The following is a 14678-nucleotide window of genomic DNA, read 5'->3' on the forward strand; positions in this document are numbered from 1 at the left end:
GCGCTTCAGGAAAGAAAGAACTTAAGTCGATGGCGAAACTGAGTTCAGTCAACAAGAACGAGCGCCGCAAGCGCATGGTCAAGCAGTATGCCCCGAAGTACGCGGCACTGAAGGCGATCGCAGCGGACAAGACGCTCGACGATGGTGAGCGTCTGATCGCTCGCCTCAAGATGGCGGCAATCCCGCGCAACGCGAACCCGACCCGTATCCGTAACCGGTGCGAGCTGACCGGTCGCCCGCGCGCCTATTACCGCAAGTTCCGGCTCTGCCGTATTCAGCTGCGCGATCTGGCCAACAAGGGCCTGATCCCCGGCGTCACGAAGTCGAGCTGGTAAGGACTACATCATGGCAGTGACCGATCCCCTGGGTGATTTGCTCACCCGTATCCGTAATGGCCAGCGCGCGAAGAAGGACTCCGTCCTGACTCCGGCGTCGAAGCTGCGCGTCCGCGTGCTCGACGTTCTGCAGCGTGAAGGCTATATCCGTGGCTATAGCGAAGAGCAAATGGGCCCCGCGGCCGGCCTTCGCATCGAGCTGAAGTATTTCGAGGGCCAGCCTGCGATCAAGCATGTCGCGCGCGTCTCGAAGCCCGGCCGTCGCGTCTATTCCGGCTCGCAGGAACTTCCCCGCGTCCGTAACGGCCTCGGCATCACCATCGTCTCGACGCCCCGCGGCGTGCTTTCGGATTCCGAAGCACGTGAGCAGAACGTCGGCGGCGAAGTCCTCGCGGAGGTGTTCTGATGAGCCGTATTGGTAAGAAGCCGGTCACCGTACCGGCGGGCATCACGCCGACGATCGAGGGTAAGCAGCTGACGATGAAGGGCCCCAAGGGAACCCTGAAGATGCCGCTGCGTGACGAGATCAGCTACACGATCGAAGACGGCGGCATTTCGGTGCAGCCGGCCAACGACACGAAGCGCGCCCGCGCGTTCTGGGGCATGCAGCGGACCATGGTGCAGAACCTGGTCACCGGTGTGTCGGAAGGCTTCACCAAGAAGCTGCTGATCAGCGGCGTCGGCTATCGTGCCGCAGCCCAGGGTCGCAACCTCAAGCTGCAGCTTGGCTACAGCCATGACGTCAACATCGACGTGCCCGAGGGCATCGAGGTGAAGACGCCGGACAACACGACGATCGAGATCTCGGGTTCGGACAAGCAGATGGTTGGCCAGCTGGCCGCGGAGATTCGTCAGTGGCGCAAGCCCGAGCCGTACAAGGGCAAGGGCATCAAGTACGACGGCGAGTTCATCTTCCGCAAGGAAGGGAAGAAGAAGTAATGACCAAGGGACTTTCTCTTTTCGCCAAGCGGCGTCGCCGCAACCGTACCGCGCTGCGCGCACGCGCCGGCACCCGTCCGCGCCTGTCCGTGCATCGCTCGGGCAAGCACATCTATGCCCAGGTGATTGACGATGCCGCCGGCACGACGGTCGCTTCGGCCTCGACGCTGGAGAAGGACGTGCGCGGCACGTCCGGCGCCAACATCGACGCGGCGACCTCGGTCGGCAAGCGCGTCGCCGAGGCTGCCAAGGCGGCGGGCGTGACCCAGGTCGTGTTCGATCGCGGCGGCTTCCTCTACCACGGTCGCGTGAAGGCTCTTGCCGATGCCGCGCGCGAAGCCGGATTGGAGTTCTAAGACATGGCTGACGAAAACAACACGCCAGCGGTAATCGCACCCGAGACGACCGCACAGGACGTCACGGCTCAGAACGTGCCCCAGAGCACCGGGTACCAGGGCAACAGCGGCGGTGGCCGTGGTCGTCCCGGTGGCGGCGGCGGTGGCGGTCGTGGTGGCCCCGGCGGCAATCGCGGCGGTGGCCCCGGTGGCAACCGTGGTGGTCGCGATGGCGGTCGTGGCGGTCGTGACAATCGTGGCGGTCGTCCGGGTTCGGACGATGGCGGCGAAGAGCTGATCGAGAAGCTGGTGCACATCAACCGCGTCTCGAAGACGGTCAAGGGCGGTAAGCGCTTCGGCTTTGCAGCACTTGTCGTCGTCGGCGACGGCAAGGGCCGTGCAGGCTTCGGCCATGGCAAGGCACGCGAAGTGCCGGAAGCCATCTCGAAGGCGACGGCAGCTGCCAAGAAGAAGATGGTTCGCGTTCCGCTTAAGGACGGTCGCACGCTGCATCATGACGGCAACGGTCACTTCGGTGCCGGTAAGGTCACGCTGCGGTCGGCGCCTCAGGGTACGGGCATCATCGCCGGTGGCCCGATGCGCGCCGTCTTCGAGTCGCTGGGTGTCGCAGACGTCGTGACCAAGTCGGTCGGCACGTCGAACCCCTACAACATGATCCGCGCAACGTTCGAAGCCCTTGGCGAGCAGACCTCGCCCAAGGCCGTCGCACAGCGTCGCGGCAAGAAGATCGCCGACCTGCTCGGCCATGGTGGTTCGAAGACCGCCGAGGCCGATGCAGCTGCGATCACGGAGTAAGCGATCATGGCTACCATCAAGATCACGCAGACCGGTTCGCCGATCCGCCGCGAGAAGGACCAGCGCGCAACGCTGGTCGGTCTCGGCCTGAACAAGATGCACAAGACCCGCGAGCTGGAAGACAGCCCAGAGGTCCGCGGCATGATCCGCAAGGTGCAGCACATGGTGTCGGTCGAAGGCTGAGCCTTCACGACCCACGTGACAAATACGGGAAAGGGGGCTAACGGCCCCCTTTCTTATTCCAGAATCCAACCCCGGTTTTTCAACCAGCGCGTAACAAGCGAAAGCGAGTGCATTACCATGAAGCTCAACGAACTCCGAGATAACGAAGGTGCCCGTAAGTCCAAGATGCGCGTCGGACGCGGCATCGGCTCGGGCAAGGGCAAGACCGGCGGCCGCGGCCAGAAGGGCCAGAAGAGCCGTGAGGGCGTGTCCATCGCCGGCTTCGAAGGCGGCCAGATGCCGCTCCACATGCGTCTGCCTAAGCGCGGCTTCAACAACATCTTCCGCAAGGACTTCGCAGAGGTCAACCTCGGCGCGATCCAGCTCGCGGTCGATGCCGGCAAGATCGAGGCGAACGCCACGCTCGACCACAACGCGCTCAAGGCCGCTGGCCTGGCACGCGGCGGCAAGGACGGCGTCCGCCTCCTCGCCAAGGGCGAGTTGACCACGGTCCTCTCGTTCACCGTCGACGGCGCGTCGAAGGGCGCGATCGAGGCGGTCGAGAGGATCGGCGGCAAGGTCGAAGTGATCCACTTCGTCCCCGCAGCCGAGAAGGCTGCCGCCAAGAAGGGCGTGAAGTACAAGGAGCGTGCGGCGCACAAGGCGTCGTTCAAGGCCTGAGCCGAACAAGAAAGGGGGCGGGTGCGAGAGCGCCGGCCCCCTTTTTATTTGCCTGACCTGGCGGCTACCTGTCGCCCGCTTCCGACCCGCCCGTTTTTCGGGACCACCCTCTCCTTCGTTCGCCCTGAGCGTAGTCGAAGGGTACGTCACCTGGGGCAACGTCCTTCGACTTCGCTCAGGACGAACGGGGCAGGGGGCGACCGAGCGCCCCTCGGGCTCGCATAACGCACCTAGGCATTAGACAAGCGCGCTCCTGCGCCTATATGAGCGGCGGGGGCGGTCACAACGCTTCCCGCCTTCTTTGTTTCCAGGACGATCACACGTATGGCATCCGCAGCCGACCAGATGGCGCAAAGCGTCAGCCTGTCCAAATTCGCCAAGGCGACCGATCTCAAGAAGCGGTTGTGGTTCACGATCGGCGCCCTGATCGTCTTCCGCCTGCTCAGCTATGTCCCGTTGCCGGGTGTCGACCCGACCGCGCTGGGGCTGTTGTCGCAGCAGACGCAGGGCGGCGTGCTCGACTTCTTCAACACCTTCTCGGGTGGCTCGCTCAGCCGCATGTCGCTGATCGCGCTCGGCGTGATGCCCTACATCACCGCCTCGATCGTGGTGCAGCTCGCGACCTCGCTGAGCCCCACGCTCGCCGCGATCAAGAAGGACGGCGAATCGGGCCGCAAGCGCCTCAACCAGTATACCCGCTACGGCACCGTCGGCCTGACCGCGGTGCAGGGCTATTTCATTGCCGTCGGGCTCGAGACGCTCGGCGCGAACCAGGGCATCGCCGCGGTGATCGAGCCGGGCATGACCTTCCGTATCGCGGCGGTCATCTCGCTGATTGGCGGGACGATGTTCCTGATGTGGCTGGGTGAGCAGATCACCAGCCGCGGCATCGGCAACGGCGTCTCGCTGATCATCATGGCGGGCATCGTCGCGCATCTGCCGACGACGCTGGTCAACCTGCTCGAGGGCGGCCGTTCGGGCAGCCTCGATCCGATCAAGCTGATCGGCATCATCGTCGCGGTCGTCCTGCTCGTCCTGTTCATCTGCTTCATGGAGCGCGCGCAGCGTCGCATCCTGATCCAGTATCCCAAGCGCCAGACGCAGCGCGGGATGCAGGCGGATCGCAGCCATCTGCCGCTGAAGATCAACACCGCCGGCGTCATCCCGCCGATCTTCGCCTCGTCGCTGCTGCTGATGCCGCTGACGATCTCGCAGTTCGCCGGACAGCGCGTCGCGGGTGAGTCACAGTGGGGCGATTTCATCATCACCCTCAACCAGTATCTGCAGCACGGCAGCCCCGTGTACATGCTGCTCTACGGTGCCGGCATCATCTTCTTCTCGTTCTTCTACACCGCGATCGTCTTCAACCCCGAAGAGACGGCGGACAATCTGAAGCGGCATGGCGGGTTCATCCCCGGCATCCGTCCGGGCAAGAACACCGAGAACTACTTCGATTATGTTCTGACGCGCATCACCGTCATCGGTGCCGCCTATCTGACGATCATCTGCCTGCTGCCCGAATATCTGGTCACGGCGCTGTCGATCCCCTTCTATCTCGGCGGCACCAGCCTGCTGATCGTCGTCAACGTGACGATGGATACGGTGACACAGATCCAGAGCCATCTGCTCGCGCATCAATATGGCGACCTGATCAAGAAGGCGAAGCTGAAGGGCGGTCGACTTCGCTAAGTTGCGGGGTTACCGGTTTATAATCCTGCACGAACGAGGGGAGTGCGTTTCGTGAATATCATCCTTCTTGGCCCGCCAGGCGCGGGCAAGGGCACGCAGGCCGCGACGCTCGTGGCCGAACGCGGCATGGTCCAGCTGTCGACCGGCGACATGCTGCGCGCTGCGGTCGCGGCGGAATCACCCGTCGGCCTTCAGGCGAAAGCCGTGATGGCCGCCGGCGGCCTGGTCAGCGACGACATTGTGTCGGGCATCATCGGTGAGCGGCTCGACAAGCCCGATACCGCAAACGGCGTGATCTTCGACGGCTATCCGCGCACCGCGGCCCAGGCCGAGGCGCTCGACGGGCTGCTTGCAGCTCGCGGTCGCACGCTCGACTACGTGATCGAGCTCGGTGTCGACGAGGCCGCGCTGATCGACCGCGTCGTGGGCCGGTACACCTGTGCCAACTGCGGCGCGGGCTATCATGACCGGTTCAAGCAGCCGGCGGTTGCCGGGGTCTGCGACGTGTGTGGCTCGACCGAGTTCAAGCGCCGTCCCGACGACAATGCCGAAACCGTCAAGACGCGGATGGCCGAATATCGCGCCAAGACCGCGCCGATCCTGCCGATCTACGATGCGCGTGGTCTCGTGCGCCGCGTCGACGGGATGGCGGACATCGGCCATGTCGGCGTCGCGATCGCAGCGATCCTCGACGACCGCTGATTAGACGATCACCGACCCGAACATGACAGGTTTGTCATGTTCGGGTCATCCCCCTGTCGAGTGCCCGATCCTAAGAGACGCGTGTCGCCCGAAAGAGCGGCGCGAGTTTCCAGAGATCGGTGCCCGTCACTCCCGGGGGTACCGTGGGGGCCGGCGGGAAGTGATTTCCGCCGGCCTTTCCGTTATGGGACAGGGGAAAGCGATGACGCCGTGAACCGCAAGATCCTGATTGTCGAAGATGATGTCTCGACCGCGAGCTATCTAGCCAAGGGGCTGACCGAAGCGGGTTATGCCGTCGAGACCTGTGGCGATGGACGTGACGGACTGTTTCTCGCCAGCGAGGGCATCTTCGACCTCATCATCGCCGACCGGATGCTGCCGGGGCTCGACGGTCTCGCCATGGTCAGCGCGGTCCGCGCGGCCGGCATCGTCACCCCGGTTCTCATCCTCTCCGCGCTCGCGGCGGTCGACCACCGCGTCGACGGGCTGAAGGCCGGGGCCGACGACTATCTGTGCAAACCCTTCTCGTTCGCGGAACTGTCGGCGCGTGTCGAGGCGCTGGTGCGCCGGTCGGACCGCCTCGCGAGCGATCCGCAAAAGACCAAGCTGTCGGTCGGCGATCTCGAGATCGACCTGCTTTCACGCGTCGTGTCGCGCGGTGGGCACACCATCCCGCTGGGTGCGCGTGAATTCAACCTGCTCGAATTCCTCGCCCGGCATGCAGGGCAGGTCGTGACGCGGACGATGATGCTCGAGAAGATCTGGAACTATCACTTCGATCCGGGATCCAACGTCGTCGACGTTCATATCGGCCGTCTGCGGCGCAAGCTCGAGGACGGGTTTCCGACGCCGATCCTCCATACGGTACGCGGGGCAGGATACCGGCTCGCCGTGGAGGGCTGAACCGCGATGCGCCTGTCGGTCACCGCGCGGATCGCGCTGCTCGCGATCATGCTGTCGCTGGTGTCCAACCTCGCGCTGATCGGCTTCGTCTGGAAACAGACCAGCGCCGATGCGATCGATGCGATCCGGCGCGAGACCACCGAACAGTCGGATGCGCTGCGCACCGTCTGGCAGGTCGGCGGTATTCCTGAATTGCGGCAGGCGATCGGCGAGGCGGTCAGCCCCGGCGACGTCTCGCTGGTACTTGCGCTCGTCGACGCGGACGGACGGACCGTCCAGGGGGTGGCGCCCGCGCGACTGACCGTGCCGCTGCGGATGACCCGGTTCAGGATTGCCCGGCTTGGCGACGATGCGTTGTGGAACGCGCGCGAGACGGGGTACGCCCTGTATCCGATCGGCCGGCAATGGCTGCTGACGGGCCGCAACCTCGATCTGATCGCGGCGGAGGAACGTGCGATGGAGCGCGCGCTGGCCTTCGCCATCACCCTCTCGCTCGCGCTCGGCATCGTTGGGGGACTCGTTCTCGCGCGCTATGTCGGGCGGCGTCTCGACGGGATAGCGAGCGTCGTCGAGGCTGCGGGCGAGGGTGACCTGTCACGCCGTGTGGCCGTGGTCGCGGGTGGCGGTGACGCGTTCGACCGGCTGGCCGCGCGGCTGAACGTCATGCTCAGCAAGCTCGAGGGGGTGATGGCCGAGCTGCGCGTCGTGACCGACAGCCTGGCGCACGACCTGCGCTCGCCGCTGGCGCGTCTGCGGACCAAGACCGAGCAGGCGGTGCTGATCGCGGATCCCGACGCGCGTGAAGTGGCGCTGGGCGGGCTGCTGACCGAGACTGACCTGGTCATGCGGATGCTGACGATGGTGATCGAGATCAGCCGGTCGGGATCGGTGTCGCGCGACCGGTTCATCCAGGTGTCGCCTGCAAACCTGCTCGAGGAGATCGGTGAGCTCTATGCCCCGGTCGCCGAGGATGCGGGCCTGAGCTTCGTCGTGGCGATCGATGATCGGCCACCGGCCATGGCGCTGCACCGCGAACTGCTGAGCCAGGCGATCACCAACATGATCGACAACGCGCTGCGGCATGGGGCCAGTGGTGGCATGGTAACGCTCCGCCTGATCGAGCGCGGTGACGGCGTCGTGATCCAGGTCGAGGATCGCGGGCCGGGGATCGCGGTGGCGGACCGCGCGCAGGCGCTCAAGCGATTCGGTCGGCTCGACAGTGCACGCACGACTCCGGGGGCGGGGCTGGGCATGGCGCTGGTCGAGGCGGTCGCGCGGCTGCATGACGGGCGGTTCGAACTGGGTGACAATGCGCCCGGCCTCGTCGCGCGGATCGTCCTGCCGGTCTGACCGCGCGCGGGGATGGCTTTGTACGTGCGGACGCGGCAAGAGGCGGCCGATGGACGCACTTTCGCTTTTCGGGCTTGCCGCGGTCTCCTTCACCCTGCTGTGCTATGCCAGGGAATCGGGATCGCACTGGTGGACGTTCGGCTTCGCGGTGGGGTGCCTGTTCGGATCGGCCTATGGCTTCCTGCAGGGGGCATGGCCGTTCGGCCTGGTCGAGCTGATCTGGTTCGTCGTCGCGCTGCGGCGCTGGATCGTGATGCGACGGGTGGCCGAGCCCCGGCCCTGACGCGGTTGCGCGGCGCGCATCGCAGGGGTGCATCACGCGGGCGGCGGAACCCGCGGCTTGACAGTTCGTTAGCGCGCGCCTAATTCGACCTCCCCGATACGACGGTTCCCGGCGGCGCTCTTTTGCGTTCGCCGTTATCGTGCGTTTCGGATCATCGCTAGGAGATGAGGGCCGTGCAGCCATGCCGGACCTCGTGGAGCAGGAGAACCAAGTTCATGGCACGTATCGCGGGTGTTAATATCCCGACCAACAAGCGCGTGGTGATCGCGCTGACCTATATTCACGGCATCGGTTCGACCAAGGCCAAGGAAATCGTCGCGAAGCTCGGCATTGCCGACACCGCGCGTGTCCAGGACCTGACCGACCAGGAAGTGCTGCACATCCGTGAGGCGATCGACGCCGACTACACCGTCGAAGGCGATCTGCGTCGCCAGGTGTCGATGAACATCAAGCGCCTGATGGATCTCGCCTGCTATCGTGGTCTTCGTCACCGCAAGGGCCTGCCGGTCCGCGGCCAGCGCACGCACACCAATGCGCGCACCCGCAAGGGCAAGGCTAAGCCGATCGCCGGCAAGAAGAAGTAATCCGACCCAACACCGGATTACTCCGCCGGCGCTGGTCCCGAGGGACCGCCCGGCGTCACGCAGATACAGGTCAGGAAATACACCATGGCACGCGAACCTCAGCGCATTAAGCGGCGCGAGCGCAAGAACATCACCTCTGGCGTCGCACACGTGAATGCCAGCTTCAACAACACCATGATCACGATCACCGATGCCCAGGGCAACGCGATCTCGTGGTCGTCGGCCGGCGCAATGGGCTTCAAGGGCTCGCGCAAGTCGACTCCGTACGCGGCGCAGGTCGCAGCGGAAGACGCGGGCAAGAAGGCCGCCGAGCACGGCGTCCGGACGATCGAAGTCGAAGTGAAGGGCCCCGGTTCGGGCCGCGAGTCGGCACTGCGCGCGCTGCAGGCAGTCGGTTTCCAGATCACGTCGATCCGCGACGTGACCTCGATCCCGCACAACGGCGTTCGTCCTTCGAAGCGTCGTCGCGTCTGATTTCTCCGACGTTGCCCGTGCGCGGTTGATCGCGCGGCACGGGTGCATATTCATGGCCGGTGGACGTCCTGTCCGCCGGCCCCCAAATTAGGGGAAGCAAGTGTCTGTCAACGCAAAGAACTGGCAGGAACTCAAGAAGCCCAGCGGCCTGGAGAAAAAGGCCGGTGGCGACACCAAGCGCAAGGCGACCTTCATCGCCGAGCCGCTCGAGCGTGGCTTCGGCCTGACGCTCGGCAACGCGCTGCGTCGCGTGTTGCTTTCGTCGCTGCAGGGCGCGGCCGTGACCTCGATCAAGATCGAGAACGTGCTGCATGAGTTCTCGTCTCTGGCCGGCGTCCGCGAGGACGTGACCGACATCGTCCTCAACGTGAAGCAGATCGCGATCCGCATGCAGGGCGAGGGGCCCAAGCGCCTCCAGCTCTCGGCAACGGGTCCGGGTGAAGTCAAGGCCGGCGACATCGCCGTCTCGGGCGACATCGAGATCATGAACAAGGATCTCGTGATCTGCCACCTCGATGAGGGTGCGACGCTCAACATGGAGCTGACCGCCGACATCGGTAAGGGTTACGTGCCCGCGACCGCAAACCGCCCGGCCGACGCGCCGATCGGTCTGATCCCGGTCGATGCGCTCTACTCGCCGGTACGTCAGGTGTCGTACAAGGTCGACCCGACCCGCGTCGGTCAGGACCTCGATTACGACAAGCTGACGCTGACGATCGAAACCGACGGCACGATCACTCCGGAAGACGCAGTCGGCTATGCCGGTCGCATTCTCCAGGACCAGCTCGCGCTGTTCGTGCACTTCGACGATTCGTCGGTCACGCGTTCGTCGGCCCCGATCGGCCAGGCAGCACCCGCTGCCGGTGGTGCGGAGCCCGCAGGCGACACGCAGCAGATCAATCGTTACCTTCTCAAGAAGGTCGACGAGCTCGAGCTGTCGGTGCGTTCGGCGAACTGCCTCAAGAACGACAACATCATCTATATCGGCGATCTGGTCGGCAAGACCGAAGCCGAGATGCTGCGCACGCCTAACTTCGGCCGCAAGTCCTTGAACGAGATCAAGGAAGTGCTGTCGTCGATGGGTCTTCGCCTGGGCATGGAAATCCCGGGCTGGCCGCCTGAGAACATCGAAGAGATGGCCAAGAAGCTCGAGCAGGAAATCATGGGCTGATCTGGCACCGGGGCAGCCATGCTGCACCGGAGACCAGACAGCCCGGCCGGCGGGTCGGTTTCGACCGACCCGTTCGACGACACGGCTTTGCCGGGTCGCCACACGGCTGAAGACAAAGTGGGCCAGGTGCGGGTTTCGTGATTGACGAAACCCGTCCTTGCCGTCTTTACGAAGGCAACGGTCGCCGGCCTTAACGGCGACCAGCTCCCGGGTACCTCATACGGCCCCTGAACGAACGAAAAGGTATTAAACATGCGCCATCGCGTAGGCGGCCGTAAGCTTCAGCGGACCTCGGCCCACCGTCTTGCTCTGTTCCGCAACATGAGCGCCGCGCTCATCAAGCACGAGCAGATCACCACTACCGTCGCCAAGGCGAAGGAACTGCGTCCTTACATCGAGAAGCTGATCACGCTCGCGAAAAAGGGTGGCCTGTCCAACCGTCGTCTCGCGCACGGCAAGCTGCTCGACGATGCCCAGCTGGTGAAGCTGTTCGACGTTCTGGCGACCCGCTATGCGGATCGCAACGGCGGCTATACCCGCGTCATCAAGGCTGGCATCCGCATGTCGGACGCCTCGCCGATGGCCGTCATCGAGTTCGTCGACCGCGACGTCTCGGCGAAGGGCCAGGATTCGGGTCCGGTGATGTCGGACGAGGATTACAACGAAGCGGCATAATCCCCGCCTCTCGTTAGTCGAATTGCAGGCCGCGTTTCCCATCCGGGAGGCGCGGCCTCTTTCGTTACGGGTCCCATCCGGCTATGCGCCCGACATGGAGCACCCAGACAGCATTCTCATCGTCGATTTCGGCAGCCAGGTAACCCAGCTGATCGCCCGCCGCGTGCGCGAGGCGGGCGTCTATAGCGAGATCGCCCCCTTCCAGTCCGCCGCGGCCGCGTTCGAGCGGATGCAGCCAAAGGGGATCATCCTGTCGGGTGGCCCCGCTTCGGTCACGACCGAGAACAGCCCCCGGGTGCCGCAGCATTTCTTCGAGGCGGGGATCCCGATCCTCGGCATCTGCTACGGCCAGCAGGTCATGTCCGCGCAGCTCGGCGGCAACGTGATCGTCTCGGGTGACGGCGGCGAGTTCGGCAGCGCCTTCGTCGAGGTGAAGTCGCCTTGCGCGCTGTTCGACGGGCTGTGGGCCGAAGGCGAGCGGCACCAGGTCTGGATGAGCCATGGCGACAAGGTCGATGCGATCCCCCCAGGATTCACCCCCGTCGCGGTATCGACCGGTGCCCCCTATGCGATCGTCGCCGACGAGGCGCGGCGCTTCTACGGCGTGCAGTTCCACCCTGAGGTCGTCCACACGCCCGATGGCGGCAAGCTGATCGCGAACTTCGCGCGGCACGTCTGCGGTCTCAGCGGCGACTGGACGATGGCCGAGTTCCGCGAGACCAAGATCGCCGAGATTCGCGCGCAGGTCGGTAGCGGCCGGGTTATCTGCGGCCTGTCGGGCGGCGTCGACTCGGCGGTGGCGGCGGTGCTGATCCATGAGGCGATCGGCGAGCAGCTCACCTGCGTCTATGTCGACCACGGGCTGATGCGCGCAGGCGAGAGCGAGCAGGTCGTCAGCCTGTTCCGCGGCGCCTACAACATCCCACTGATCCATGTGAACGTCGAGGAGCTGTTCCTGACCGGTCTCGCCGGGATCACCGACCCCGAGCTGAAGCGCAAGTTCATCGGCAAGACCTTCATCGACGTGTTCGATGCCGAGGCCAAGAAGCTAGGCGGCGCCGAGTTCCTGGCTCAGGGTACGCTCTATCCCGACGTGATCGAGAGCGTCAGCTTCACCGGCGGTCCGTCGGTGACGATCAAGAGCCACCATAATGTCGGCGGTCTGCCCGAGCGGATGAACATGAAGCTCGTCGAGCCCTTGCGCGAACTGTTCAAGGACGAGGTCCGCGCGCTTGGTCGCGAGCTCGGGCTGCCGGAAATCTTCGTTGGCCGTCATCCGTTCCCCGGACCCGGCCTCGCGATCCGCATCCCCGGCGAAGTCACCAAGGAACGCTGCGACATCCTGCGCAAGGCGGATGCGATCTACCTCGAGGAGATCCGCGCGGCGGGGCTCTACGACACGATCTGGCAGGCGTTCGCGGTGCTGCTGCCCGTGCGCAGTGTCGGCGTGATGGGCGACGGCCGAACCTACGACAACGTCCTCGCCCTGCGCGCGGTGACGTCGACCGACGGGATGACCGCGCAGGCGTTCCAGTTCCCGGGCGATTTCCTGCCGCGCGTGGCGACCCGGATCATCAACGAGGTCAAGGGCATCAACCGCGTCACCTACGACTATACGTCGAAGCCGCCCGGCACGATCGAGTGGGAGTGAGCCCCATGGGCGGCGTGCGCCTCTTCGCCTGAGCGGTTTCCCCGATTGCAGGATGGGCGCGGGTGTTCCATTCCCTCGGAGACAAGCAGAACCGGGGGAGAGCGGTGATGAGCATGCAGAGGGCGTCGAAGGCGCTGGCGATCGCGATGACGTGTGTTGCCGCGATGGTCCCGGGCACAGGCGCGGCGCAGGGCGTGACGCCCGCGGTCAAGGTCGAGGGCGGGTCGGTGACCGGCACGACGGACGCAGGCGTCGCGGTCTTCAAGGGCATACCCTTTGCAGCGCCGCCGGTCGGCCCCTTGCGCTGGCGGGCGCCGCAGCCGGTGCAGACATGGTCGGGCGTGCGCGCGGCGGACCGTTTCGGGCATGACTGCATGCAACTGCCCTTTCCGAGCGATGCGGCGCCGCTCGGCACGACGCCGGCGGAGGATTGTCTCGTCCTCAACGTCTGGCGTCCGGCGGCGTCAGCGGCGCCGAAACCCGTGCTGGTCTGGATCTATGGCGGCGGGTTCGTGAATGGCGGGTCGTCGCCTGCGGTCTATGACGGGTCGGCGTTCGCACGGCAGGACGTCGTGTTCGTCAGCTTCAACTACCGGCTCGGACGGTTCGGCTTCTTCGCGCATCCCGCGCTGAGCGCGGCGAACGAGGGACCGCTCGGCAACTATGCGCTGCTCGACCAGATCGCGGCGTTGCAATGGGTGCGGGCGAATATCGCGAAATTTGGGGGCGATCCGGCGCAGGTCACGCTGATGGGTGAATCGGCAGGGGGCGCTTCGGTTTTGAACCTGATGGCGTCACCGATGGCAAAGGGCCTGTTCGCGCGGGCGATCGTGATGTCGGGCGGCGGGCGTACATTGATCGGTGGGGTTCCGCTTCGCGCCGAGGCGGGCGGCAGGGCTTCGGCCGAGATGATCGGCGTCAACTTTGCGACGACTCAGGCCATTACGGGACAGTCTGCGGCGGAAACGCTCGCGGCGCTTCGCGCATTGCCCGCCGAGCAGGTGCGCGGCGACTTGAACCTTGCCTATCGGGGCCCGGTGGATGTGCCGACCTATGCGGGCGGACCGATCGTCGATGGCCGCGTCGTGGTCGGCACGACCGACGGGGCGATGCGGCGGGGGACCGCGATGGCGGTACCGATGATGGTCGGGACCACCGATGCGGATATCGCGGGCTTTGGCGAGACGTCCAAGGAGGGGCTGTTCGCCAGCTTCGGTGCGCAGGCCGACGCCGCCCGCGCCGCCTATGATCCCGCGGGCACGCAGGAGCTTGCCGCGATCGGTCCCGAGGTGGGACGCGACCGCCTGATGCACGAACCCGCGCGGCTCGTCGCGCAGCAGACGCAGCGCGTGGGCCAGCCCGCCTATCTCTATCGCTTCGGCTATGTCGCGCAGTCGATGCGCAAGGACTGGTCGGGCGCACCGCATGCCACGGACATCCCGTATTTCTTCGACACGGTTGCCGCGAAATACGGCGCGGCGCTGACCCCGCAGGATGCCCGCGCCGCGCAGCTCGCCAACCGCTATGTCGTCAATTTCGTGCGGAAGGGCGATCCCAACGCGCCCGGACTACCGCGCTGGCCGGCCTTCGACGCCCGCCGGGGCGCACTGCAGCTGCTGCAGGCCGATGCGAGTGCGATCAACGGCGTGGATCCGCTCAAGGCCCGGCTGGACGCGGTACAGGGGGCCGCCGACGCCGTGGCAGCAGGCCCCGAACGGCGCTGAGGCACGCCGCGCAGCCGCTTGCGCACATAGTTCGAGCGTCTGGCGTCCGCGTCTTCTGTCGATTTCAGTAGGAATCGGCCCGCTCGAGAAAAGGGGATAACTCGTGCGGGCCGCAGTCCAGCGCCGACGCTGCTGTCTTGGGGAAGCGCGTCGGACTGATCGGATATGGGCGGAATGCCGCGATGTATCAAGACTTTTGAAAGG

Annotated in this window: 18 protein-coding genes; all 18 read left to right on the forward strand. The window is 65.4% G+C overall.

Annotated elements, in window-relative coordinates; genetic code table 11:
* Nucleotides 1-29: 29 nt before the first annotated feature.
* The 18 genes from rpsN (at nt 30) to GV027_RS15855 (ending at nt 14474) form a co-directional block, all read left to right on the forward strand.
* A complete protein-coding gene (gene rpsN / locus GV027_RS15770; RefSeq protein WP_031393752.1) occupies nt 30-335 on the forward strand; it encodes a 30S ribosomal protein S14 in 306 nt (101 codons plus the stop codon).
* Between the two features lie 10 nt (nt 336-345).
* The gene (gene rpsH / locus GV027_RS15775; RefSeq protein WP_031393751.1) at nt 346-741 is read left to right on the forward strand and encodes a 30S ribosomal protein S8; all 396 of its coding nucleotides are present in this window, start codon (nt 346-348) and stop codon (nt 739-741) included.
* The gene (rplF, locus tag GV027_RS15780; protein ID WP_031393750.1) at nt 741-1274 is read left to right on the forward strand and encodes a 50S ribosomal protein L6; all 534 of its coding nucleotides are present in this window, start codon (nt 741-743) and stop codon (nt 1272-1274) included. Before rpsH ends, rplF begins: the two co-directional genes overlap by 1 nt.
* Nucleotides 1274-1630, forward strand: a complete 357-nt coding sequence (rplR, locus tag GV027_RS15785; RefSeq protein WP_031393749.1) for a 50S ribosomal protein L18 — start codon at nt 1274-1276, stop codon at nt 1628-1630. The genes rplF and rplR overlap by 1 nt, the downstream gene beginning before the upstream one ends.
* A gap of 3 nt (nt 1631-1633) precedes the next feature.
* A complete protein-coding gene (gene rpsE, locus GV027_RS15790) occupies nt 1634-2425 on the forward strand; it encodes a 30S ribosomal protein S5 (protein WP_043156692.1) in 792 nt (263 codons plus the stop codon).
* Between the two features lie 6 nt (nt 2426-2431).
* Nucleotides 2432-2608 carry a 50S ribosomal protein L30 gene (gene rpmD / locus GV027_RS15795; protein ID WP_031393747.1) on the forward strand — a complete coding sequence of 59 codons (177 nt, stop codon included), beginning with the start codon at nt 2432-2434 and terminating at the stop codon, nt 2606-2608.
* Between the two features lie 117 nt (nt 2609-2725).
* A complete protein-coding gene (gene rplO, locus GV027_RS15800; protein WP_159512427.1) occupies nt 2726-3268 on the forward strand; it encodes a 50S ribosomal protein L15 in 543 nt (180 codons plus the stop codon).
* 324 nt (nt 3269-3592) lie between these two features.
* On the forward strand, nt 3593-4957 hold the full coding sequence (gene secY / locus GV027_RS15805; RefSeq protein WP_031393745.1) for a preprotein translocase subunit SecY: 1365 nt from the start codon (nt 3593-3595) through the stop codon (nt 4955-4957).
* Nucleotides 4958-5008: 51 nt separating this feature from the next.
* On the forward strand, nt 5009-5659 hold the full coding sequence (locus tag GV027_RS15810) for an adenylate kinase (protein WP_159512428.1): 651 nt from the start codon (nt 5009-5011) through the stop codon (nt 5657-5659).
* 210 nt (nt 5660-5869) lie between these two features.
* The gene (locus GV027_RS15815; protein ID WP_031395241.1) at nt 5870-6562 is read left to right on the forward strand and encodes a winged helix-turn-helix domain-containing protein; all 693 of its coding nucleotides are present in this window, start codon (nt 5870-5872) and stop codon (nt 6560-6562) included.
* A 6-nt stretch (nt 6563-6568) separates the two neighbouring features.
* Nucleotides 6569-7912 carry a sensor histidine kinase gene (locus GV027_RS15820; RefSeq protein ID WP_056674861.1) on the forward strand — a complete coding sequence of 448 codons (1344 nt, stop codon included), beginning with the start codon at nt 6569-6571 and terminating at the stop codon, nt 7910-7912.
* A 49-nt stretch (nt 7913-7961) separates the two neighbouring features.
* The gene (locus GV027_RS15825) at nt 7962-8195 is read left to right on the forward strand and encodes a hypothetical protein (RefSeq protein WP_159512429.1); all 234 of its coding nucleotides are present in this window, start codon (nt 7962-7964) and stop codon (nt 8193-8195) included.
* Nucleotides 8196-8410: 215 nt separating this feature from the next.
* A complete protein-coding gene (gene rpsM, locus GV027_RS15830; RefSeq protein WP_031395238.1) occupies nt 8411-8779 on the forward strand; it encodes a 30S ribosomal protein S13 in 369 nt (122 codons plus the stop codon).
* Nucleotides 8780-8863: 84 nt separating this feature from the next.
* Nucleotides 8864-9253, forward strand: a complete 390-nt coding sequence (gene rpsK / locus GV027_RS15835) for a 30S ribosomal protein S11 (RefSeq protein ID WP_031395237.1) — start codon at nt 8864-8866, stop codon at nt 9251-9253.
* A gap of 100 nt (nt 9254-9353) precedes the next feature.
* Nucleotides 9354-10424, forward strand: a complete 1071-nt coding sequence (locus tag GV027_RS15840) for a DNA-directed RNA polymerase subunit alpha (RefSeq protein ID WP_031395236.1) — start codon at nt 9354-9356, stop codon at nt 10422-10424.
* A 252-nt stretch (nt 10425-10676) separates the two neighbouring features.
* Nucleotides 10677-11099 (forward strand): 50S ribosomal protein L17, encoded by a 423-nt coding sequence (gene rplQ, locus GV027_RS15845; protein ID WP_031395235.1) that lies wholly within the window; start codon nt 10677-10679, stop codon nt 11097-11099.
* A gap of 94 nt (nt 11100-11193) precedes the next feature.
* Complete coding sequence (guaA, locus tag GV027_RS15850) at nt 11194-12750, forward strand: glutamine-hydrolyzing GMP synthase (protein WP_159512430.1); 1557 nt, start codon at nt 11194-11196, stop codon at nt 12748-12750.
* 107 nt (nt 12751-12857) lie between these two features.
* The gene (locus GV027_RS15855) at nt 12858-14474 is read left to right on the forward strand and encodes a carboxylesterase/lipase family protein (RefSeq protein ID WP_159512431.1); all 1617 of its coding nucleotides are present in this window, start codon (nt 12858-12860) and stop codon (nt 14472-14474) included.
* Nucleotides 14475-14678 lie beyond the last annotated feature (204 nt).

The sequence above is a fragment of the Sphingomonas sp. T1 genome, from assembly GCF_902506585.1.
Taxonomy (GTDB): domain Bacteria; phylum Pseudomonadota; class Alphaproteobacteria; order Sphingomonadales; family Sphingomonadaceae; genus Sphingomonas; species Sphingomonas aerolata.